We start from the raw sequence: 22,967 nt of genomic DNA on the forward strand, positions 1-22,967 counted from the left end.
TTCCCGGCCTCGACCTGGTTCCACAACAACGGGAGCCGGTACCGCAGTTCAGAAACCCGACAGATGTAGGCACCACCACTGTCAGTGGTCATCCCCAACACCGCGGCGAACTCCATCAGATCGAACTCGGTCACGAACGGGGAACCCTCCCCAGAGGTCCGCACCGCCCGGTTGCACATGTGGTCCATCTGATGGGTCGCGGGATCAACCTCGTTGACCACGATCCACTCCACGAGCGCCCGAAGCTTGTTGACCTCGAGGTCTTCGATCTCGCCCCTGATCCCAAGCACCCTCTTGAGCGCCACCTCGGAGGCGTCGGGAGACTCAGCCCCCGAGGGGCACGAATCGAGAGGTAGGTCGGTCATGAACTCATTGAATAGCAACCCACCGACAGTCCTTTTCGGTCGACGGATCGGTCTTCGCGGCGCTGGTTTCGAGGCTCGCTGCGCTCGCACCTCAACCGGCGCCAGGCTCGTTGTGCGTGCGGGGCCGGTGGTTTCGAGACTCGCTGCGCTCGAACCTCAACCGGCGTCCGAAGGCTCGCACCTCAACCGGCGCCTGTACCGGAACCTGCGGTAGGCTGGAAATCGTTATGACGCGACCACTGCTACTCCTTCGTTGCCGCACCGAGGTCTGACAAGTCCGGACCCCTCGTTGCGGAGAGTTCGCTGTGCCGGCCACCAGCTGCAACGAAGCGAGGAAGCATGACGAAGAAGCAGAACCCCCAACAGCCCAGTGGGATGCCTTTCGCGAGGTATGCGCCGTTCGAGCCGGTTCAACTGGCTGACCGGACCTGGCCCGCCAAGACCATCGCCGAAGCACCCCGGTGGTGTGCGGTCGACCTGCGCGACGGCAACCAGGCGCTCATCGACCCGATGTCTCCGGCCCGCAAGCTCAGCATGTTCAAACTGCTGGTCGAGATGGGCTACAAGGAGATCGAGGTCGGCTTCCCCAGCGCGAGCGAGACGGACTTCGACTTCGTCCGCCAGCTCATCGAGGGCGATCACATCCCGGACGACGTGGTCATCCAGGTCTTGACGCAGTGTCGTGAGCCGCTGATCGACCGCACCTTCGAGTCGCTGGTCGGGGCCAAGCAAGCGATCGTGCACTTCTACAACTCGACCTCGACCCTCCAGCGACGCGTGGTCTTCGGGCTCGACAAGGACGGCATCACCGACATCGCCACCCAGGGTGCGCGGCTGTGTCTGAAGTACGCCGAGATCCACACCCCGGACGCGCAGATCTACTACGAGTACTCCCCGGAGTCCTACACCGGCACGGAACTCGACTACGCGCTGGAGGTCTGCAGCGCGGTCATCGACGTCATCGAGCCCACGCCCGAGCGGCCCCTGATCATCAACCTCCCGGCCACAGTCGAGATGGCGACACCCAACGTCTACGCCGACTCGATCGAGTGGATGGATCGGAACCTGCCGCGACGCGACAGCATCGTGCTGAGCCTGCACCCCCACAACGACCGGGGAACCGCCGTGGCCGCCGCAGAGCTGGGGTACCTCGCGGGAGCCGACCGCATCGAGGGATGCCTGTTCGGCAACGGTGAGCGCACCGGCAACGTCTGCCTGGTCACCCTGGGTATGAATCTCTTCAGCCAGGGAATCGACCCGCAGATCTCGTTCGCCGACATCGACGAGATCCGGCGGACCGTCGAGTACGCCAACCAACTGCCCGTGCCCGAACGGCACCCGTACGGCGGAGACCTCGTCTACACCGCCTTCTCCGGCTCCCACCAGGACGCCATCAAGAAGGGCTTCGAGGCGCTGGCCGCCGACGCCGATACCGCGGGAGTCCCGATCGGCGAGCAGGACTGGGCCGTGCCCTACCTGCCGATCGACCCCAAGGACGTGGGCCGCACCTACGAAGCGGTCATCCGAGTCAACAGCCAGTCCGGCAAAGGCGGCGTGGCCTACATCCTCAAGGCCGAGCACAACCTGGAACTGCCCCGGCGGGCCCAGATCGAGTTCAGCCAGGTCATCCAACGCCGCACGGACGCCATCGGCGGCGAGGTGACACCGGAGCAGATCTGGACCGCCTTCCGCGCCGAGTATCTCGACCAGTCCAGTCCGCTCGCCCTCGACTCCGTGCACACCAGTTCAGCGGCGGGGGAGAAGGACGCCCTGACGGTGAACGTCAGCGTGGACGGTCAGATGCGGACGCTCGAAGGCTCCGGAAACGGTCCGATCGCAGCCTTCGTCAACGCCCTGAACGAGATGGAGCGCCCCGACGGGCAGCCGCCCTTCGACGTACGGGTACTCGACTACCACGAGCACGCGCTCTCATCGGGCGGAGACGCCATCGCTGCGGCGTACGTCGAGTGCGCCGTCGGAGATCACGTCCTGTGGGGAGTGGGGCTGGACGCGAACATCGTCACCGCCTCGTTGCGCGCGGTGATCGGCGCGGTCAACCGGTCTCCTCGACCGTAGAGACCAGCGACAGGCTCGGGGGAAGGGGAAGGCGCACCACGACCTTGGTGCCTTCCCCGACCTTCGAGGTCAGATCGATGCGACCCTGGTGGCTCTCCACGATGCTGGAGACGATGGCCAACCCCAGGCCCGTGCCCTGGATCGCGCGCTCCTGAGCCGTGGCGGTCCGGTAGAACCGCTGGAAGACCTTCTCGCGGTCGGCGGCGGCGATACCGATCCCGGTGTCGGCCACCGTGATGCGGGCCTGATTGCCGACGACCTCCAGGCCGACCTCGATCCGGCCTCCGTCCTCGGTGAACTTGATGGCGTTGCTGACCAGGTTGATGATCACCCGCTCGAGTTGGGCGGCGTCGCCCACGACCTCGACGTGGCTGTCCACCCCGGCAAAGACCACGTCGAGCTGACGCTTGGTCAACAGGGGTGGCACCGACTCCTCGGCCGTCCGGAGGACACCGCCGAGGTCGATGCGGCGGGAGTCACGTCGAGTCGTGTCGGACTGGAAGCCACTGAGCAGGAGAAGGTCGTCGCAGATCACGACCAGCCGCTTGCCGTTGCGCTCGATCGCCCGCAGCAGCCGCAGCTGGGCAGTGTCTTCCTCGTCCTCCGCGTTCCCCAGGAGCAGCTCGGTGTATCCGACGATGCTGGTGGTGGGCGTTCGTAGTTCATGCGAGACCGTCGAGACGAACTCGTCCTTCGCCCGATCGAGTTCGCGCAGTTGGCGAATCGCACCGCGCTCTGTCTCCAGCGCCTCCGCCAGCGCCCGTTGCGTCTCCCGAGGTTTGGTCACATCCTGGCCCACACAGAGGAAACCCACCCGGTCGGAGACGATGTCGTCGGTCAGGGACAGCGACATGGACACATCGATGGGTGCGCCGGTCTTGGTGATCCACGTCCAGTCTCGGGGTGGAGCCTCCTGCTCCAGGTCGATCGACCCGACCAGACTCATGAACTGTTCGCCGGGCGTGGAGGCCGAGGTTCGGTTCTGAAGCTGTTGGGGATCGAGGATCTCCACGAACGGCTTCCCCAGCACCTCCTCGGCGTCGAACCCGAGCAGGAGGGACGCCCCGTGGTTGAAGACCATGACCATCCCGCGGTTGTCGATCCCGATCAGGGCCGTACCGATGCCGGCCTGCATCAGGTGGGTCAGCAACCCGGCGCTGGCCCGTTCGGAGGTGACGTCCACCCCGGTCACCACGGCGTACTCCGAGGGGTTGCCGGGCGCAGAGACCACATTGCAGCTCCACATCACCCGGAGCCGCTCCCCGCCCTTGCCGAGCATCGGACGTTCGGCATAGACCGGTTGCCCCGAGCGGTTGGGCCACATCAGGAGTGAATCGAAATCGGTCTCGTCGATCGGAGCCAGCGGGGTGTTCCACACGGGTACTCCCAGCAGGTCCACCTCGGAGTACCCGGTGAGTTCGCGGGTGGCCGCGTTGAGTCTCAGCACGCGACCGCGCGAGTCGACGACCATGATGATGCAGCGAGCGGTGTCGACGGTGGCGTCGGTGAGTTGTTGAACAGACTCCACCCGAGCCATCGCCACCCGTTCGTCGGTCAGATCGATGAGCTGCACGGAGTAGATAAGCCCACGGTCGGTGTGCATGGTCGCGACGTGCACGTCGAGCCAACTCTCGTGTCGCAGTTCGGCCCGCGCCAACCCACGCCAGATCGGTCCTACGTCATCGCGCACCCAAGTGTGCGGCGTGGTGCGTACGTCGATTGGTTCGATGAGGTCGAGGAGATCCCAGCCACCCTCGCCCTCAGACGTCATCCCCAACGATTCTCGGGCGGCTTCGTTGATCTCGTCGACCACGAGGGTCGCTCCCTCGGCGTGCAGCAGCAGGATGCCCACGGGGGAGTCCAGGAACAGTTGATGCATGACCTCCTCGTTGTCGCGCGTGCGAGCCGACACCAAGGACGCCTGGTAGACGGCCGTCACCAGAGGGAGCGCTACGAGGTACAGCGACAGGACGAAGGCGTTGGCCACCAGCGCCACCACGATGGGTTCACTGTCCTGGGGGAGCAGGCTCGCGAAGGGACCGTCCCCGCGGAACGACACCGTGCCGACGATCGCTGAGAGGGCGCCCAACTCCAGGGCAACGACACGCCGGTCGAGACGTAGTGCCGCCCAACCGAGGATGGGAACGAGGAGGAAAGTCAGCGACAAGCCCTCGGTCATCCCGAACACCAGGTAGGCCACGGCGCTGATGACGCCGACTTGAGCAACCAGTTCGGTGGTGGTTCCTCGAGGTGGCGCGTAGCGCAGGGTGAGACCGAGGGCCAGGACCGCCACAACGGAGGTGGCGTGGGCCATCAGCGCTGCTGCGAAAACCCTCCAGTCGGAGGGGTTCAGTTCGGTCACTTCCAGGGCGGGTTGGGCCATCCCGATCGCACCGGCCGCCCCCGCGGCGATGAACAACCACAACACGTCTCGTGGTGTGGCAAGGCTTGGCACCTCGCGCCGACCGCGACGCAGCAACAGGGCCGCGACCAGGGCCGCGACGGTCTCGACGGCCCCGAAACGTACGGCGAGTTCCGCGTTGACCCCTTGCGCGACCGCCGCGCCCACCGGGATGATCAGGGTCAGCGGGACGAGCAGGATCCACCGACTCATGGGGGCGAGGGTCAGAAGAGCCGTAGCGAATCCGACCGCGCTCCAAGCCAACGACGTGCCCGCGAGGGCCACGTCGTTGTCGATGAGGGCAAGGTTCACTGCGATGACAAGAAGGACGAGCCCGAGCGTCCCTCGCCAACCGCTGAGCCGGGGGGCAGCGTTGGGCACAGGCCTATTACAAGCCACAGACGGCTCTCAGTCACGCTAATGGAACAAGTTTTGTCCGGTATCTCGGCCACAACGATAGGATTTGGCCATGTTGGTCTCAGAACGAATCGGCCAGTTCTTCATCGAGGGCGATTCCGGTCGCGACCGATTGGAGTTCACCGAGTACGGCGGCGGCGACCGCTGGGTCGTGTTGATCCACGGTCAACTCATGCCCCGTCGGATGCATCAGCCCCTCGCGATGGCGCTGGCCGCTGAGGGACTCCACGTCGTGACGGTGGATCTGCTGGGGCACGGTCGGTCGGATCGTCCTGCGGACCCGCTGGCGTACTCCATGACGGCGTTCGCGGAGCAAGTGGTGGCACTGCTGGACCACCTCGGTGCCGATCAAGCAGTCATCGGTGGCACCTCGCTGGGCGCGAACGTCTCCTTGGAGGTGGCAACCATCGCACCCGAGCGGGTGCGGGGGCTGATCGCCGAGATGCCGGTCCTGAACAACGCCCTCGAGGCCGGGATCCTCGCCTTCGCCCCGATGCTGTTCGCCGCCCGCTTCCTCCCCTTCACGATCGGCGGACTGCGCCTCCTCACCCGGCCGGTGCCGCGGGGCCTGGTCCCGTTCTGGGCAGGAATCGCCTTGGACACCCTGGACCAGCGCGCCGACTCGATGGCTGCCGTGGTGCACGGGATCTTCTTCGGGCGGGTGGCCCCGTCGTCCACCCAACGACGAGCCATCACCGCACCTGCTCTCGTCGTGGGGCACCCCTCCGACCCGATCCACCCGGCCGCCGACGCTGCGATGCTTGCCGAGGAACTGCCGACGTCGACCTTCGTCGAGGCTCACAGCATCTTGGAGTGGCGGGTCCGGCCCGCGCGATTGAACCGGGCTGCCTCCGAGTTCGCGCTGGAGTGCTGGAAACCGGCAGGCCGTTCGCAGCGCCGCGCCTGAGGTCTCACCGTTGAGGTCCCACTGTGGTCACCGACACGCCCCGCGCCACGCGTCCGCGGCACCGGTGTGGGGCAGACTGGGCCGGTGCCTCTCTATCGCGACGAGGCGATCGTGCTGCGCACCCACAAACTGGGCGAGGCGGACCGGATCGTCACCCTGCTGACCCGCAGCAACGGGAAAGTTCGTGCCGTCGCCAAGGGGGTGCGTCGGACCAGCTCAAAGTTCGGCTCGCGGCTCGAGCCCTTCACCTACGTCGATCTGCAACTGGCTGTCGGCCGCAATCTCGACATCGTCACGCAGGCTGAGACCCGCGCCTCCTTCGCCAACGAACTCGGGTCGGACTACGAGCGGTACACCGCAGGAACGGCCATGTTGGAGACCGCCGAGCGGTTGGCCTCCGAGGAACGTCAACCGAATGTGCAGCAGTTCCTGCTGCTCATCGGCGGACTCCGAGCGTTGGCCTCCGCTGACCGTCGTCCCGGTGCGGTCCTGGACTCCTACCTGCTTCGGTCGTTGTCGGTGGCGGGATACGCACCGTCGTTCGATCACTGCGCGCATTGCGGCCGCGAGGGTCCGCACACCTGGTTCAACCCCTCGATGGGAGGAGTGCTGTGCACGACCTGCCGACTCCCCGGGTCGGCCAGCCCTGCCGCACAGACGATCCAACTCCTCGGGGCCCTCCTCGCCGGCGACTGGGAGGCAGTCGCGGCGGCCGAGCCGCGACACCGCAAAGAAGCCAGCGGGCTCGTCTCGGCGTACCTCGCCTGGCACCTGGAGCGTCAACTGCGGTCGATGGCCTATGTGGAGCGATGACCGGAGCCGCATGTGGCCGGGTCGAGAGGTGAACAGACCATGAAGCGAACCGTCCGTCCTCCTACGCCACACCCCTCGGGTGCCCGACCCCCAGCCATCCCCCCGGCGCTGGTGCCGAAGCACATCGCCGTGGTGATGGACGGCAACGGTCGGTGGGCCCAGGAACGGGGTCTGCCTCGCACGCGGGGCCACCAGGAGGGGGAGAGCTCGCTCTTCGAGGTCGTCGAGGGGGCCATCGAGATCGGGGTCAAAGCCATCTCCGCCTACGCCTTCTCCACCGAGAACTGGTCGCGCTCTCCTGACGAGGTCCGGTTCCTGATGGGGTTCAACCGAGACGTCATCCGTCGGCGCCGCGACGAGATGCACGAGCTCGGCGTGCGGGTCCGTTGGGCCGGCAGGGCCCCGCGGCTGTGGAAGTCGGTCATCAAGGAACTCCAGGTAGCCGAAGAGCTCACCCGGGACAACGACGTGCTCACGCTGACGATGTGCGTGAACTACGGGGGTCGGGCGGAGTTGGCCGACACGGCGCGGTCGATCGCTCGTGAGGTCGCTGCGGGCCGGCTGAAGGCCGACAAGATCGACGAGAAGGTATTCGCCCGGCACCTGTATGTCCCGGAGTTGGCCGACGCCGACATGGTGTGGAGGACGTCCGGTGAACAGCGACTGTCCAACTTCATGCTGTGGCAGGCGGCGTACGCCGAGATGGTGTTCACCGATGTGCTGTGGCCCGACGTCGACCGACGCAGTCTGTGGGCGGCAATCGAGACCTACGCTCGCCGCGACCGGAGGTACGGCGGGGCGGAACCGGCTGGGCCGACTGGGCCGGCTGGGCCGGTTCAGTCAAGTGGCGCATCTGAGCCGAACGACCAGGGCTCCTAGTCATTTCGGGCCATTCTTGGTTGGCCCGTGACGCGGCCACCCAGCGAGGTGGAAGCATGGGGTCTGGTGGGGGCACCGATAGAAAGTGCGAAGCGATGATCAGTTTTCGGGAGGGTTCCGCGGTCATCGGGAACCGTCTGCTGTTCTCCGACGCTCCCGACCCGCGTGGCATCCAGGCTGTGCTCTTACTGTTGATCAGTTTGAACACCGGCGCCTACGTTCTGGCCGGTGAGCAACCGATCACCTCCGGGTGGTGGTTCGCGGGGGCCGGCGTACTCCTGCTGAGTTCCGTGTTGGCATTCGCCTCGTCCAGGGCTCGTCGTCACACGACGATCACCGCTCTGGTTCCCCTGCTCGATATCGGTGGCATCGGGTTGATGCGCATCGACCCAGCGGCCGGGGCGGTGGCCCTGCTCGCACTGATCCCCGCCCTGTGGCTCGCCCACTCCTTCGGCAGGCAAGGCGCCATCGCGGGCTCGCTGGCCGTGATGGCTCTTCTCAGCATGGGTCTGATCACCACGACCGACAGCACCGGCTTCAACATCTCGAGGGCACTGCTGTTCCCCGTCGTGGTGATCTGGGCCAGCCTGGCTCTGGCTCGCAGCATCGAACACGCCGAGGAGGCAGTCGAGGACGCCGAGCACGGGCAGCGATTGTTGCGGGAGGCTCTCGCGGCATCGGACCGGCAACAACGGTTCTCCTCCGCCATCATGGACACCGTCGACGTCGGTCTGGTGCTGGTCGACGAACGCGGCCGGATCCTCTCGGCCAACGACCAGTACCACGGTTTCTTCCACCTCTCGACCTTCCCGGACGGCTGGCACGTCTACACGGAGGACGGGACGACCTTGCTGACCAAGGAAGCCCGGCCGATCACGCGGGCCTGTGCCGGTGAGGAGTTCGACGATCTCCGTCTGTGGGTCGGCAAGGAGATCGAACAGAGACGAGCCCTCTCGGTCTCGGCACGATCGGTGCGCGACGACGACGGAAACATCATCGGAGCCGCGCTGGTCTGCAAGGACGTCACAGACTTCATGCAGGCCCTGAAGATCCGAGAGGACTTCGTCGCGTCGGTCTCCCATGAGTTGCGGACGCCGCTGACGTCGATCCATGGGTACGTCAGCATCATGCTGGAGGACGACGACCTGCCCGAGATCTCCTCACGACACCTCCGGGTGGTTGCGCGAAATGCCGATCGGTTGCACCGCTTGGTGAACGACCTGCTCCACACCGCACAGAGTGATCGCGGACCGATCGAGTTGCTGCGGGCGCCCACGGACGTCACCGAGATCGTGCGGTGCTCGGTGGGCGTCGCCACGGAGTTCGCCGCGAAGCACGCGGTCGAGATGACCCTGCAGGCCCCGCCCTACCTGAGGATCGACGTCGACCCACAGCGCTTCGCCCAGATGACCGACAACCTCCTGTCCAACGCGGTGAAGTACACCCCACCGGGAGGTTGCGTGAACGTCGCCCTGATCGCATGCGGGGACCAGATCGAGCTGAGCATCGCCGACACCGGCATCGGCATCGGGGAGACCGATCGCGAACGGCTGTTCACCCGATTCTTCCGGGCCAAGAACACCGCCGAGATCAACATCCAGGGGATCGGCCTCGGCCTGAGCATCGTGAAGCAGATCGTCGACGGTCACGGGGGACAGATCGAGGTCGAGAGCCAACAGGGTGTCGGCTCCGTCTTCCGGGTCCGTCTCCCTGTCTCGGTGCACAACGAGCTACATACCGCCTGACACGCCGAACCCGCACCGACAAGGAGCGGTTCACTCCAGGGCCCTAGGCTGTCGCCAGAGATGTAGACAGTTCGGAGGAGCCGATGGTGGCGGCGACATCTCTCGGGAAGCAGAACCACCTACGGTCACGCCCTGAGGGGCCCGACCCGAGGTTCCTGCAGGCGACCTTCGGGTTCGTCTTCGTCACCGGAGTCCTGGTCAAGTCGGAGTCGAGCGGGTCCTTTCCGTGGCAGCTGGCGTATGCCGCGGCGATCGCCGCTTTGCTCACAGTGGTCACCTTCCTGATCCGAGGTCGACACGCGCATCGCCTGTTCGCCACGGTAGCCGTGGTCGACATCGCAGTGGGCGGCCTGGCCAGGACGGCACCCGATGCGGCCGGCTTGGGGCTGCTCGCGCTGCTTCCGGTGCTGTGGCTGGGCTATCGCTTCGGCCGCGCCGCATCGGTGCTGGCCTTTGGAGCCCTGCTCGCTTGTGTCTCGCTACCTGCCGTGTTCGTCGCCAACGGTCTCGACCAGGCGCTGCCCGCCTTCGTGCTGCCTCCGGCGGCGGCGGTGGTGTTGATCGCAGCGACCAGGATGACCGAACGGGTGGACCGGCTGCGGAACGACGCTGAGGTCAAGACCGCGCAACTGGGCGCCCTCATGACCAGTGTTTCCCTCGGGGTGATCGTGATGGACGACACCGGCCACATCACGACCATCAACCCGCACGGCCGGGAGATCTTGGCGGTGGCCTACCCCGGCGAACAGACGCTCGATCTGCCGATGGGTCCGAACTCGACGTTCGCTCTGGACGGAGTCACCCCGTTGACGGAGGAGCAACGACCGACCGTGCGGGCGGCTCGGGGAGAAGAGTTCACTGACGTCCAGCTGTGGATCGGGCCCGATCCCGAGACGCGCCGAGCGGTTTCGGTCACCTCGCGACGACTCCGAAGTGTGGATCGGCGGCTACCGGGCCAGGTCATGGTCATCCAGGACATCACGGACCTGGTGTTGGCGACCCAAGCGCGCGACCGCTTTCTCAGCGTGGCGTCCCACGAGTTGCGCACCCCCCTGATGATCGTTCTCAGTCACGCGGATCTGTTGGCGACCAGGACCGATATCGACCTGGATGACTTCCCGGAGATCGCTGCGATCTCACGCGGGGCGGAGCGATTGTCACGGTTGGTCGCCGACATCCTGAGGGTCGCCGAACTACCGCCGGACGCCGCGTCGGCGGAGCGTCTCCTCAGCGAAACACAGCGCGTTCTCGATCCTCCCTACGATCGCGCGCCCGGGGGTCGGCGCGAGGACCAGGTGCCCCCCTCCAGGAGCGTAGAGCGCGACCCGGTCTGAAGTCAGTGCTCGTCGTAGTGCGCGCCGTGCGGGGCGTGCCGGTGGCCGTCGTGGACGTAGTCCACGTGGTCCCCGTGCTGAATCGCCGGATGTCCGCAGTCCTCGCCATGCACGTGAGGGTGCTGATCGGTGTGATCGTGCTCGCCGCCTGCGCGGCCCTCCTCGTCGACGCCCAAGTCGTCGTCGGGGAACGGCGCCCACAGTCGCCGACGGTGACGTAGCCAGGCCCCGATCGGCCAGGTGAGGGTGAAGCCGGCAAGCGAGAGCAGGACGATGCTGGGTCCCGGCTGGACCTTGGCCTGGAAGCCGACGGCGGCGTACGCCGCGATCAGCAGACCTCCCATGGACGCGCCCAGGCCCAGACCCATCGCGGCCAGCAGGGTCGTCCGGAACGAGCGGGTCAGCTGTTGGCAGGTGGCCACCGGCACGATCATCAGGGCTGAGACCAGAAGGAGCCCGACGGTCCGCATGGCCACCGTGACGGTCACGGCCGCGAGCACGGCCACGAGAAGGTTGTATCCGCGGACACTCAGACCCGTGACGCGAGCGAAGTCCTGATCCTGAGCCACGGCGAACAGCTGCGGCGAGAGGCCCAGCCCCACGACGACCACCACGATGGCCAGCGCTGCGGTGATCAGGACGTCGGTGGAGGAGATGGCGTTGATCGAACCGAAGAGGTACTGGTTGAGACTGTTGGCGCTCTGCCCGGCGAGCCCGGTGATGAGCACGCCGCCAGCCAGCCCGCCATAGAACAGCAGGGCGAGCGCGACGTCACCGTTGGTTTGTCCTCGCTCACGGATGGTCTCGATCAGTACGGCGCCGAGCACAGCGACCGCCACTGCGGTCCACGTGGGAGAGGCTCCGGTCCACAGACCCACGGCGACACCGGTGACGGCGACGTGTCCGATGCCGTCGCCCATCAGGGCCAGACGGCGCTGAACGAGATACGTCCCGACCACGGGGGCGGCCAGACCGGTCACGATGGCAGCGATCAGGGCGCGCACCATGAAGGGTTCGGTCAACAGATTCAACATCGGTGAAGTTCCTACCGACCCTGACGGGACGGGTGGTCGAAGGGAGCGGCGAGATCGGGAAGATGGTCGCGCGCGGGAGGCCGGTGGTGATCGCTGTGCTGATGGGAGGATTCCCCGGCTGCGCCGTCACGGCCGAAGCCCGGGAGGTGGACCTGCGCATCGGTCAGCGGTGGACCCGCGTAGGCGACCCGACCCTCTCGCATCACGATCGCCCGGTCGACCAAGGGCGTCATCGGGCCCAACTCGTGGGCGACGAGCACGATGGTGGCTCCGCGGGAGGACAGGACACTGAGCGTGTCGGCCAGGACCTGCTGGTTCGGCAGGTCGACTCCGGCGGTGGGTTCGTCGAGGAAGAACACCTCGGGCTGACCGGCCAGCGCCCGGGCGATCAGGACCCGTTGCTGCTGTCCGCCGGACAGGGTGCCCACCCCGGCCGTCGCCTGGTCGGCGAGACCCACGGTCTCCAGGGCCTCGCTGATGGCGGCGCGGTCCTGCTTAGTCAACCTCCGAAAGGGCTTCCGGCGGGTGAGCCTGCCGGAGGCGGCGACCTCCCACACCGAGGCTGGGATGCCGCTGGTGGCCCCGGCGCGTTGGGGGACGTACCCGATCCGGTGCCACTGCTTGAAGTCGTGGAAGTCCGTGCCGAACAGGCGCAGCGATCCTCGGGCGAGGGGCCGGAGCCCGGTCAGAGCTCGGACCAGCGTGGACTTCCCCGAACCGTTGGCGCCCATCAGCGCCAGAAACTCACCTGGCTCGATGCGCAGATCGACACCCCGCAGCACCGGCCGGCCACCGATGGCCACACTGCCGTTGACCAGTTCCACGACCGGTGCCGCGACGGACTCGGTCATCGGCAATCGTTGGCGAGGCGGAGGGCCGCGAGATTGGAACGCATGACCGAAAGATAGTCCGCGTCGGCCGAATCGTCGCTGAGACCTTCGAGGGGATCGAGGACCGCGGTGTCGATCCCCAGATCGGAGGCAAGGGTCTCCGCGAGCTTGGGGCTGACCAGGGTCTCGCTGAACACAGTGGTGATGCCGTCGGTCTCGACGACCGACCTGACGTCCTGGAGGTCGGCTGCGGTGGGTTCGGCGTCGGGGGAGAGGCCGAGGATCGAGTGCAGCTTGAGGCCGTACTTCTCGAGGTATCCGAAGGCATCGTGGTTGACCACCACCGTGGCTCTGGCGCAGTTCTCCAGGGCCTGGGTGTACTCCTGGTCGAGGGCCTCGAGATCAGCGCGGAGCGCTTGCGCGTTGGCGACGAACGTCTCTTCACCCTCGGGGTCGATCTCGGTCAGTCGCTCGGCCAGAGCATCGCTGACGTCCGCCATCCGCAGGGGGTCCAGCCAGAAGTGAGGGTCGGTCTCGCCCGAGTCGAGCGTCTCGAGTTCCACGACGGCGGTCGCGTCGAGCGTGGCTCCCTCGGCGTTCTCGTCCACGGAGGCGTCGATGGCCGGTTGGAAACCGGATTCGTAGACGACCAGGGCGGCGTTGCTGACCGTCACGGTCTCAGCGATGCCCAACTCCAGGTCGTGGGGCTCGGCTCCAGGGGTGGTCAGGTTCTCCACGGTGTAGGTGTCACCAGCCACCCGCTGGGCGAGGAACTCCAACGGGTAGAAACCGACCGCGATGGTGGTCTCGGAGTCCGAGGAAGCGTCGGTGCCGCAAGCGGTGAGCAGCCCGAGGGGCAGGAGGAGGGCGGCCCAGGTCCGTTTCGCAGTCATCATGATGACGACTCTGCGCCTTAGTGAGAATGATTGTCAACTCCGATAAGGGGCAGAGGGCCCATCGGGCCTGCGGCCGGGGAGCAGGGATATAACTGCACCATGTTGGTCGTGAACCGTTTCGTGGTGCCCGAAGCCGAGTCCGATGCGTTCCGTCGGGACGTCGAACGGGCCCACGAGGTGCTCGCCGAGCGTCCGGGTTATGTGAACGGACAGATCGGACGCAACCTCGACGACCCGACCCTCTGGGTCCTGCAGACCACGTGGGAACACACCGGTGCCTACCGACGTGCGCTGTCGGCGTACGACGTCAAGATGCACGGCGTGCCCCTCCTGAGTCGCGCCATCGACGAGCCCAGTGCCTACGAGCCGGTGGAGCCGGGAGCCGACCTCAACGTCTGGGGCAGTCGGTCGATAGGCTGACGCCGCCGTCGGCAGCCAGCCGACCTCTCATCCTCAGTACCCCAGGAGTGTTGCCTCGTGGCTAAACCGCCCGCAACGACCGTTGATCACGTCGTCTCCCTCGCCAAGCGGCGGGGTTTCGTCTACCCGTGCGGCGAGATCTACGGGGGGACGCGCTCGGCGTGGGACTACGGCCCGCTCGGCGTAGAGCTCAAGGACAACATCAAGCGCCAGTGGTGGGCCTCTATGGTGCGCATGCGCAACGACGTCGTGGGCCTCGACTCCTCGGTGATCCTGCCGCGCCAGACCTGGGAGGCCAGCGGTCACGTCGAGACGTTCTCCGACCCGCTGACCGAGTGCCAGTCCTGCCACAAGCGGTACCGCGCCGACCACCTCCAGGAGGAGGCGGCCGAGAAGGCGTCGAAGAAGGGGGAGGAGGTCGACCCCGACTCCGTCGATCTGTCCAACCTGGCTTGCGCGAACTGCGGGACGCGCGGTGCGTGGACCGAGCCGCGTCAGTTCTCCGGCCTGCTGAAGACCTACCTCGGCGTGATCGAGGACGAGTCCGGCCTGCACTACCTGCGCCCCGAGACCGCCCAGGGCATCTTCCTCAACTTCGCCAACGTCGTCACCAGCTCGCGGATGAAGCCGCCGTTCGGGATCGCCCAGATCGGCAAGTCCTTCCGCAACGAGATCACCCCGGGCAACTTCATCTTCCGGACCCGTGAGTTCGAGCAGATGGAGATGGAGTTCTTCGTCAAGCCCGGTGAGGACGAGGAATGGCACCAGTACTGGATCGACGAGCGCACCCGCTGGTACACCGACCTGGGCATCAACCCCGACAATCTGCGGCACTACGAGCACGCTCAGGAGAAGTTGAGCCACTACTCCAAGCGCACGGTGGACATCGAGTACCGCTTCGGATTCTCGGGTTCGGAGTGGGGTGAGCTCGAGGGCGTGGCCAACCGCACCGACTTCGACCTCTCGACCCACGCCAAGGCCTCGGGCAAGGACCTGAGCTACCTCGATCAGGCGAGCAACGAGCGCTACATGCCCTACGTCATCGAGCCGGCCGCCGGTCTGTCTCGCAGCCTGATGACGTTCCTGGTCGACGCCTATGACGTCGACGAGGCTCCGAACACCAAGGGCGGGGTGGACACCCGCACTGTGCTTCGTCTCGACCCCCGCCTCGCGCCGGTCAAGGTCGCGGTGCTGCCGCTGAGCCGCAACGCTGACCTCAGCCCGAAGGCCAAGGACCTGGCCAGCGAGCTGCGTCGCAACTGGAACGTGGACTTCGACGACTCCGGAGCGATCGGCAAGCGGTATCGCCGCCAGGACGAGATCGGCACCCCGTTCTGCGTCACCGTCGACTTCGACACGCTCGACGATCAGGCCGTGACGGTGCGCGAACGCGACTCGATGCGACAGGAGCGGATCGGTCTGGACGCCATCAGTGGCTACTTCGCCGAAAGGCTCCTGGGTTGCTGAAGCACCTTTCACTCTCACCCAGGGGGCCCGTTGTGGCCACCCGGCATGATGTGGGGGTGAACAGCCAATCGTCACGCCGCCGGGCGACGCGGGTGCGGATGGGTGCGGCCGTCGCGGGAACGGCGCTGCTGGCCGGGGTCCTGACCGCCTGCAGCGGGTCCGACCCGGACGAGGCCGAGCCCACGTCGGGGGCGACTGCTTCCTCGAGCCCGTCGGGGACGCCCGGAACGGCCACGGTCGAGAAGGAGCCCTACCTCGAGGTGCCGGTCGGCGTGGAGTTGACCGAGCCCGGTCGCGCACTGCAGATAGGGGAGACGGCCACGGTCGCCTGGGAGCCGCGCCAAGATCAGATCGGTGCGCTCGACATCGAGGTGACCCGGGTGGACAAGACGAGTTTCAAGGAGTCCTTCGGGGGTTGGAAACTCGACGCCACCACCAAGAAGACGACCCCGTACTTCGTGCGAGCCAGGTTGACCAATGTCGGTGCCACCGATCTGGGTGAACGGCAGGTGCCTCTGTACTTGGTGGACACGAACGGGACGTTGATCCAACCGTCGCGGTTCCAGAGCCGCTTCGCCCCGTGCCCCAGCAACCCCGACTTCCCCAAGAAGTTCGCGGTCGACAAGTCTGAGAAGTTCTGCCTGGTCTACCTCGCCCCGGAGGGCACCGAGTTCCGCTCGGTGAGTTTCCGGCCGACCCAGGAGTTCAACCCGATCACCTGGAACGGTCAGGCCAAGGCCATCAAGCAGCCGAAGAAGAAGCAGAAGAAGTCAGAGAACGAGACCGAGGGCAACTAGGCATGGGCATCCCCACGTCGCTGACCCTCGGATCGCTCGAGGTATCGACCCCTGTGGTCCTGGCTCCGATGGCGGGCATCACCAACGCCGCCTACCGGCGTCTGTGTGCCGAGCACGGTGCCGGCCTGTACGTCTGCGAGATGATCACCTCACGTGGCCTGGTTGAACGCGACGCCACCACCATGAGCATGTTGGTCTTCGACGAGCTCGAGACCACGCGCTCGGTGCAGCTCTACGGCACCGACCCGACCTACGTCGCGCAGGCGACGAAGATCCTCTGCGAGGAGTACGGCGTCGCCCACGTCGATCTGAACTTCGGGTGCCCCGTGCCGAAGGTGACCCGCAAGGGTGGTGGGGGAGCCCTGCCCTGGAAGCGTGGCCTCCTGGGACGGATTCTCGAAGGGGCCGTCGTCGCCGCCGCGCCGTACGACGTCCCGGTGACGATCAAGACGCGCAAAGGACTGGACGAGGATCACCTGACCTATCTCGATGCGGGTCGCATCGCCCAGGAGACGGGGTGCGCGGCCATCGCCCTGCACGGGAGGACCGTGGCGCAGGCCTACTCGGGCGTCGCGGACTGGGAGGCCATCGCCGCGCTCGTCGACCACGTCGACATCCCAGTTCTGGGCAACGGAGACATCTGGGAGGCCTCGGATGCTCTCGCCATGATCGAACAGACCGGCGCGGCCGGCGTCGTGGTCGGACGCGGTTGTCTGGGAAGGCCCTGGATCTTCCGGGATCTCGCGTCAGCCTTCTCCGGTACGCCGGTGGCGACGCTGCCGTCGCTGGGTGAGGTGGCGACCATGATGAGGCGCCACGCAGAGCTCCTGTGCCAACACATGGGGGAGGAGCGAGGATGTCGCGAGTTCCGCAAGCACGTCTCGTGGTACCTCAAGGGCTTCGGCGCCGGCGGCGAGATGCGGCGTTCGCTGGGCCTGGTCGACTCACTGAACTCTCTGGACGAACTTCTGGCTCGACTCGACCCGAACGAGCCCTTCCCGGTCGCCGAACTCGGTACGCCCCGTGGGCGCCAAGGCTCTCCGCGGGAGCGCGTGGTGCTTCCGGAGGGTTGGCTCGATGATGCGGACGGGACGCCTGGGGCAGCCGATGCGGTGGGTCAGTTCACCGTGCCTCGTGAAGACGCGGTGGAGCTCACCGGGGGGTGATCGGGAACACCCATGAACTTTGTGCAAAGATTCACGATCGCTCGTTGACCTGTGTTTCACTCGAGATGTGCTCGACGGCCTCACGGCTGCCGGGCACACGCCCTGTCAGCAACAGCAAAGGACCAGTGCCGTGGCCAACAGCCACAAGCAGGAAGCCAATGCCCGCCGTACACCGCGAGCCGTCGTCATCGCCGGCCCACTGGCCGCATTCGCCACAGCCTCCGCCGTCGCCCTAGGAGTCATGGCCTCAGCGCCGGGTGGCATCCCGCTGGCCGAGGACGCCGTCGCCAGTAGCGTGGCCGCCGATCTGGGAAGCGTCGCCGACCGCGGCGAGAACGTTTCGCGGTCCGCCTCCCGGACGAACAATCGCGTCCCCAACGCCGCTCGCACCCAACGCGGTGAGGTGATCGTGAAGCTCACGAAGGCCGACAAGATCCTCGACCCGGCCGCGACCAAGAAGGCGTTGGCCAAGGCCGATTCGGAGCTCTTCACGACCGGTGTCCTGAACATCTGGACCCACCCGGGCAAGAAGGGCAAGAACCTCGGCGAGATCGACGCCGGCAAGCCGGTCGTGGCCACCGGCCGCAACCTCTACGGCCGCGACGAGATCGTCTTCCGGGACAAGTCCCGCTGGGTCACCGAGGGGTACCTCAGCCCCGACGAGCCGGTCGAGCCGACCGAGGAAGCCGTCGAAGGCGAGTCCGCTGCGGTCAGCTCCGGTGGATCGTGCACCAACGGAACCTCGACCACCGGCGGGTCCAATGTGCAGGCCGTCCACAACCTGGTGTGCGGTGCCTTCCCCGAGATCAGCACCTACGGCGGTCTTCGCGGCGGCGGTGGCGATCACGGCAGCGGCCGTGCCGTCGACATCATGGTGTCGGGCTCGCGCGGCCAGCAGGTCGCAGACTTCGTTCGCGCCAACGCCTCGGCCCTCGGGGTCAGCTACGTGATCTACGCCCAGCAGATCTGGTCCGTCGAGCGTGGCGGCGAAGGCTGGCGCGGGATGTCGAGCCGCGGCTCGACCACCGCCAACCACTACGACCACGTGCACGTCTCGACCTACTGACCCAGGGCAGGCCCAAAGCCTTCCTGGACAGATCGGCTGACGCCGCGACTGTATGCCCCCGGGCATGCGTGTCGCGGCGTTGCCGTTGGTGCGGTGAGCCCGATTGCGGGTGAGGCCACAGTCATGCGCGTCGTGGCCGGCGGTGTGCCATGGTGAGCGCACGAGCCGGTGCGGCTCGCCGGACGAGGGAGCCGTACCCGGATCGCGACAAGACGGCCGCCGAGGAGTTCGTCATGGCGTGGGTCGTTCTGATCGTTTCGGGTGTGTTGGAAGCCGTGTGGGCCGTCGCCCTCGGGAAGTCGGAGGGATTCTCCCGGCTCGTGCCCTCAGCGGTCTTTCTGATCGCCGTGGTGCTGAGCATGGGTGGTCTGGCCTACGCCATGCGCAGCCTGCCCATCGGGACCGCCTATGCGGTCTGGGTGGGGATCGGTGCGTCGCTCACGGTTGCCTTCGGCATGGCCACCGGCTCTGAGCCGGTGAGCCTGGTGCGAGTTGCTCTGATCGCCGGCCTCATCGGTTGCGTCATCGGCCTCAAGCTCGCCCACTGAGACCGACCGCGGACCGCCGTGTCCCCGGTGGCCAGTAGGGTCGCCCCGATGGACGCCGAGCAGAGTTCGTACGACGACGCCGCCGTCGAGCGGATCGTCCCCGAGCCCCCTAAACGGGTCGTGGCCCCCGAGCGGATTCCGTTCGAGCGGGACAGGGCTCGGGTCGTGCACGCCGCCTCCACGAGGCGGCTGGCGGCCAAGACCCAGGTCGTGGGTCCACTGTCGGACGACTTCGGTCGCAACCGACTCACACACAGTCTCGAGGTCGCTCAGGTGGCCCGAGACTTGTCGCGTGCGTTGGGCAGTCAGCCCGACCTCGCGGAGACCGCTGCTCTGGCCCACGATCTGGGGCACCCGCCCTTCGGTCACAACGGAGAGCGGGTGCTGGCCTCCCTCAGCGATGGGATCGGTGGCTTCGAGGGCAATGCCCAGACCCTGCGGATCCTGACCCGACTGGAGTCCAAGACCTTCGATGAGGCGGGTCGGTCCGTGGGGTTGAACCTCACCCGAGCCACGCTCGACGCCTGCACGAAGTACCCCTGGGCGCGCGGTCTCGGCCCGGACCCCCACAAGTTCGGCTTCTACGACGACGACCGTTCCGCCTTCGAGTGGATGCGGCACCGCGCTCCCGACCGTCGGCGCTGCCTGGAGGCGCAGATCATGGATCTGGCCGATGACGTCGCCTACTCGGTGCATGACGTCGAGGACGGCACCGTCGCGGACCGTATAGATCTGTGTGCCCTCGATACCGCCGCAGTGTGGGACACCGTCCGCGCGTGGTACCTCCCCGATGCCCGGGACGACGACCTCGACGAGGTTCTGCGCGGGCTCCGCGAGATCGAGTCGTGGCCGCGCTCGCCGTACGACGGCAGCCGTCGCAGCCTGGCCGCGCTGAAGAACCTCACCAGCGATCTGGTCGGACGTTTCTGCGGGGCCGTGCAAGCCGCGACGTTCGCGGCGGGCGAGGGCCCGTTCGCCCGCTACCGCGCCGACCTCGTGGTGCCCGAACAGACCAGCCTGGAGATCGCGGTGTTGAAGGGCATCGCCGCCCATTACGTGATGCAGGCCGCGGACCGGGTGACGGCCATGGGGCGGCAGCGGGAGCTGCTTCTCGAGCTCTCCGAGGTTCTGCTCGACCGCGGCCCGGAAGTGCTGGAGCGAGCCTTCGCCGACGACTGGCGCGAAGCGCCGGACGACGACGCGAGGTGTCGCGTGATGATCGATCAGGTCGCCTCCCTCACCGACGCCAGCGCTGTGAGCTGGCATCGGAGACTGTGCGGAAACCCTGTCGGAACCTCGGACTAGGATCGCCCCGTGGTTGGCAGGATCCGTGAGGACGACATAGCTGAGGTGCGGGAGAAGTCTCGGATCGACGAGGTCGTGTCCTCCTACGTGACCCTGCGCAACGCCGGTGGCGGGTCGATGAAGGGGCTGTGCCCCTTCCACGACGAGAAGTCACCCTCTTTTCATGTCACCCCGAGTCGCGGATTCTTTCATTGCTTCGGCTGTCAGGAAGGCGGCGACGTCATCACCTTCCTGATGAAGGTCGACGGTCTGACCTTCGCCGAGGCGGTGGAACGATTGGCCGACCAGACCGGCATCATCCTGCGCCGAGAGGACGACGACGGCCGACCGGCGCCGGACCGGCCGAAGGGGCCGCCTCGCCGTCGTCTGATCGAGGCGAACGCCGCTGCTCAGGAGTGGTACGCCCAACAACTCCTCACCTCCGACGCCGCCCAGGCCCGGCAGTTCCTCACCGAGCGCGGGTTCGACGGGGACACCGCCGACACCTTCGGCCTCGGTTTCGCCCCCCGCGACGGCGAAGCGCTTCTGCGTCACCTGCGGCAGCAGCGCTTCACCGAGGAGGAGACCGTGGCCGCCGGTCTCATCGCTGTCGGGCGTTCGGCCTACGACCGCTTCCGGGGCCGCCTCCTGTGGCCGATCCGGGACCCGAGTGGGGACACGATCGGGTTCGGAGCCCGAAGGATCTTCGACGACGACAAGATCGAGGCGAAGTACCTCAACACCTCGGAGACCGCGCTCTACAAGAAGAGTCAGGTCCTCTACGGCATCGACCTGGCCCGCCGCGAGATCGCCAAGTCCTCCCAAGCCGTGGTGGTCGAGGGATACACCGACGTCATGGCCTGCCACCTCGCCGGTGTCGGCACCGCGGTCGCCACGTGTGGCACCGCCTTCGGCGATGACCACTCTCGGGTCTTGCGCCGCTTCCTGAACGACCACGAGGAGTTCCGGGGCGAGGTGATCTTCACCTTCGACGGCGACGCCGCGGGTCAGAAGGCCGCGCTGCGAGCGTTCGGTGGCGACCAGAACTTCGTGGCCCAGACCTACGTCACCGTGGCCCCGGAGGGGCAGGACCCCTGCGAACTGCGCATCGCCGAGGGCGACGCAGCGGTTCGGGAACTCATCGCCCGCCGGGTGCCGCTGTACCGCTTCGTGCTGACCAATGTGGTGTCCAAGTTCGACCTCGACCGGGCTGACGGTCGGGTCGACGCGCTGCGGGAGAGCGCCCGGCTGGTCTCGAGCATCCGCGACAAGTCCAAGGTCGACGCCTTCGCCCGCGAGATCGCGCAGATGGTCGGGATCGATGTCGACGAGGCCCGCACCGAGGTGCGGCGTGCCGCCAAGCAGCCCGCACGCAGCAACGACCAGCGCAGCACCCCCACCTCACGGCAGGAGGCACCACCGCAGCAGGCGCCACGCAGCGCGCTGCCGGATCTTCGTGACCCCCGCTTCGCGTTGGAGCGTCAGACCCTGAAGTTGATCATTCAGCACCCGCTGGCGGTCGGGCGGACCACCGCCGACATCGGGGCCAACGACTTCACCCACCCGACGTACCGAGCGGTGTGGGACCTCGTGGAGGCTGCAGGAGGAGCCGCAGCCGGAGCCGACGATGCTGGTTGGGGCACTCGGCTGCGCGATGCGGCCACTGACCCGGCGGTCTCCTCAGCCATCAGCGCGCTCGGCGTCGAACCACTGCTGACCGGTCGTGAACCCGATGCGGCGTACATCGCCCACCACGTCTTCAAACTCATGGAGCTGACCGCTATGCGTCGCATCTCCCAGGTGAAGTCCCGACTGCAACGCACCAACCCGGTGGAGAATCCCGGCGACTACAACAAGATGTTCGGAGAGCTCGCTGCCCTCGAGCAACATCGCCGGACGCTGCGCGATCGAATCGTGGGGACCGAATGAAGTTCTGGCCGACCCGACCGCCGCTCGAGGTGGCCAAGGGGGAACGCGTCCTGGCCTGGGCCCAGGCTGAGGCCGTCGCAACCGCCGAGGAGTCCGCAACCACGACGTGCGCCATCGGCGGCACCCGCGATGCGTTCTATCTGCCGGGGCGGGTGCCGTGGGAGCAGATCAAGGGCGCCGACTGGGATCAGGAGTCCGAGGTGCTTCGGGTCAGTGAATTGGGCGCCTGGGGTCAACCCCACACCGTCTACGAGTTCACGATGACCGATCCCGGACGGCTGCTGCAGTTGGTGCGGGAACGCATCACGGCCAGCGTCGTCCTGCAGCGCCACGTGCCGATCACCGGCAAGCGCGGGGTTCGTGTCGTGGCCCGCCGGCCCCCGGGTCGGTCGGCGCAGGTGTCGTGGTTCTTCGAGTACGACCACGGCATCGACCCCGAGGATCCCGTGGTCGCGCGGGCCGCGGACGATGCTTTGGCCGCGGCCCAGGCCGAGGTTGGCGCCTCCTGAAGCACGCTTGGGGTCAAAGAGGGAATCCCGATTTCGACGCGGGCACCACCCTTGCTAACCTTGCCTCGCTGCTCAGAGATGAGC

At 66.9% G+C, this 22,967-nt stretch carries 19 protein-coding genes, 1 pseudogene and 1 riboswitch; of the genes and pseudogenes, 15 read left to right on the forward strand and 5 right to left on the reverse strand.

The annotated features are described in order from the left end of the window. Positions 1-365 (reverse strand): annotated as a pseudogene (locus ACYVLV_RS10440) (hypothetical protein); the annotation flags it as partial. Between the two features lie 339 nt (positions 366-704). Between ACYVLV_RS10440 and leuA the strand changes: the two are divergent. Continuing rightward, positions 705-2,441, forward strand: a complete 1,737-nt coding sequence (leuA, locus tag ACYVLV_RS10445; protein WP_460809741.1) for a 2-isopropylmalate synthase — start codon at positions 705-707, stop codon at positions 2,439-2,441. On the opposite strand, the gene ACYVLV_RS10450 is transcribed toward leuA, so the two are convergent. Next, entirely contained in the window at positions 2,419-5,154 is a 2,736-nt protein-coding gene (locus ACYVLV_RS10450) for an ATP-binding protein (RefSeq protein ID WP_460809743.1), read from the reverse strand. The two genes, leuA and ACYVLV_RS10450, sit on opposite strands and share 23 nt — an antisense overlap. Positions 5,155-5,311: 157 nt before the next feature. On the opposite strand from ACYVLV_RS10450, the gene ACYVLV_RS10455 reads away from it, so the two are divergent. From ACYVLV_RS10455 to ACYVLV_RS10475, 5 genes are all read left to right on the forward strand, one after another. After that, entirely contained in the window at positions 5,312-6,166 is an 855-nt protein-coding gene (locus ACYVLV_RS10455) for an alpha/beta fold hydrolase (protein ID WP_460809745.1), read from the forward strand. Positions 6,167-6,250: 84 nt separating this feature from the next. After that, the gene (recO, locus tag ACYVLV_RS10460; protein WP_460809746.1) at positions 6,251-6,979 is read left to right on the forward strand and encodes a DNA repair protein RecO; all 729 of its coding nucleotides are present in this window, start codon (positions 6,251-6,253) and stop codon (positions 6,977-6,979) included. Between the two features lie 39 nt (positions 6,980-7,018). After that, positions 7,019-7,858 (forward strand): isoprenyl transferase, encoded by an 840-nt coding sequence (locus ACYVLV_RS10465; RefSeq protein ID WP_460809747.1) that lies wholly within the window; start codon positions 7,019-7,021, stop codon positions 7,856-7,858. A 95-nt stretch (positions 7,859-7,953) separates the two neighbouring features. Further along, positions 7,954-9,603 carry a sensor histidine kinase gene (locus ACYVLV_RS10470; RefSeq protein ID WP_460809751.1) on the forward strand — a complete coding sequence of 550 codons (1,650 nt, stop codon included), beginning with the start codon at positions 7,954-7,956 and terminating at the stop codon, positions 9,601-9,603. An 86-nt stretch (positions 9,604-9,689) separates the two neighbouring features. Continuing rightward, positions 9,690-10,937 (forward strand): histidine kinase dimerization/phospho-acceptor domain-containing protein, encoded by a 1,248-nt coding sequence (locus ACYVLV_RS10475; RefSeq protein WP_460809752.1) that lies wholly within the window; start codon positions 9,690-9,692, stop codon positions 10,935-10,937. A 2-nt stretch (positions 10,938-10,939) separates the two neighbouring features. Here the strand turns inward: ACYVLV_RS10475 and ACYVLV_RS10480 are convergent, their stop codons facing one another. The 3 genes from ACYVLV_RS10480 to ACYVLV_RS10490 are packed head-to-tail and all read right to left on the reverse strand — an operon-like array spanning position 10,940 to position 13,697. After that, positions 10,940-11,971 (reverse strand): metal ABC transporter permease, encoded by a 1,032-nt coding sequence (locus ACYVLV_RS10480; RefSeq protein ID WP_460809754.1) that lies wholly within the window; start codon positions 11,969-11,971, stop codon positions 10,940-10,942. A gap of 11 nt (positions 11,972-11,982) precedes the next feature. After that, positions 11,983-12,822 carry a metal ABC transporter ATP-binding protein gene (locus ACYVLV_RS10485; protein WP_460809755.1) on the reverse strand — a complete coding sequence of 280 codons (840 nt, stop codon included), beginning with the start codon at positions 12,820-12,822 and terminating at the stop codon, positions 11,983-11,985. Beyond that, complete coding sequence (locus ACYVLV_RS10490) at positions 12,819-13,697, reverse strand: metal ABC transporter substrate-binding protein (RefSeq protein ID WP_460809756.1); 879 nt, start codon at positions 13,695-13,697, stop codon at positions 12,819-12,821. The genes ACYVLV_RS10485 and ACYVLV_RS10490 overlap by 4 nt, the downstream gene beginning before the upstream one ends. A gap of 99 nt (positions 13,698-13,796) precedes the next feature. On the opposite strand from ACYVLV_RS10490, the gene ACYVLV_RS10495 reads away from it, so the two are divergent. The 9 genes from ACYVLV_RS10495 (at position 13,797) to ACYVLV_RS10535 (ending at position 22,883) form a co-directional block, all read left to right on the forward strand. Then, on the forward strand, positions 13,797-14,117 hold the full coding sequence (locus tag ACYVLV_RS10495; protein ID WP_460809758.1) for an antibiotic biosynthesis monooxygenase family protein: 321 nt from the start codon (positions 13,797-13,799) through the stop codon (positions 14,115-14,117). A 57-nt stretch (positions 14,118-14,174) separates the two neighbouring features. Beyond that, positions 14,175-15,584: a glycine--tRNA ligase gene (locus ACYVLV_RS10500; RefSeq protein ID WP_460809759.1), complete on the forward strand. Its 1,410-nt coding sequence runs from the start codon at positions 14,175-14,177 to the stop codon at positions 15,582-15,584. Positions 15,585-15,640: 56 nt separating this feature from the next. Next, positions 15,641-16,381, forward strand: coding sequence for a hypothetical protein (locus tag ACYVLV_RS10505; RefSeq protein ID WP_460809760.1), 741 nt, complete (start codon positions 15,641-15,643; stop codon positions 16,379-16,381). A gap of 2 nt (positions 16,382-16,383) precedes the next feature. Then, positions 16,384-17,547: a tRNA dihydrouridine synthase DusB gene (dusB, locus tag ACYVLV_RS10510; protein WP_460809762.1), complete on the forward strand. Its 1,164-nt coding sequence runs from the start codon at positions 16,384-16,386 to the stop codon at positions 17,545-17,547. A 130-nt stretch (positions 17,548-17,677) separates the two neighbouring features. Beyond that, positions 17,678-18,613, forward strand: a complete 936-nt coding sequence (locus tag ACYVLV_RS10515) for a hypothetical protein (protein ID WP_460809764.1) — start codon at positions 17,678-17,680, stop codon at positions 18,611-18,613. Between the two features lie 158 nt (positions 18,614-18,771). Beyond that, positions 18,772-18,834: riboswitch (guanidine-III (ykkC-III) riboswitch) on the forward strand. Between the two features lie 12 nt (positions 18,835-18,846). Then, the gene (locus ACYVLV_RS10520; RefSeq protein WP_460809765.1) at positions 18,847-19,161 is read left to right on the forward strand and encodes a DMT family transporter; all 315 of its coding nucleotides are present in this window, start codon (positions 18,847-18,849) and stop codon (positions 19,159-19,161) included. A 48-nt stretch (positions 19,162-19,209) separates the two neighbouring features. Beyond that, on the forward strand, positions 19,210-20,466 hold the full coding sequence (locus ACYVLV_RS10525; protein WP_460809767.1) for a deoxyguanosinetriphosphate triphosphohydrolase: 1,257 nt from the start codon (positions 19,210-19,212) through the stop codon (positions 20,464-20,466). A 9-nt stretch (positions 20,467-20,475) separates the two neighbouring features. After that, positions 20,476-22,374, forward strand: coding sequence for a DNA primase (gene dnaG, locus ACYVLV_RS10530; protein WP_460809769.1), 1,899 nt, complete (start codon positions 20,476-20,478; stop codon positions 22,372-22,374). Beyond that, on the forward strand, positions 22,371-22,883 hold the full coding sequence (locus ACYVLV_RS10535; protein WP_460809771.1) for a hypothetical protein: 513 nt from the start codon (positions 22,371-22,373) through the stop codon (positions 22,881-22,883). The genes dnaG and ACYVLV_RS10535 overlap by 4 nt, the downstream gene beginning before the upstream one ends. Positions 22,884-22,967 lie beyond the last annotated feature (84 nt).

The organism is Nocardioides salsibiostraticola (assembly GCF_054783655.1).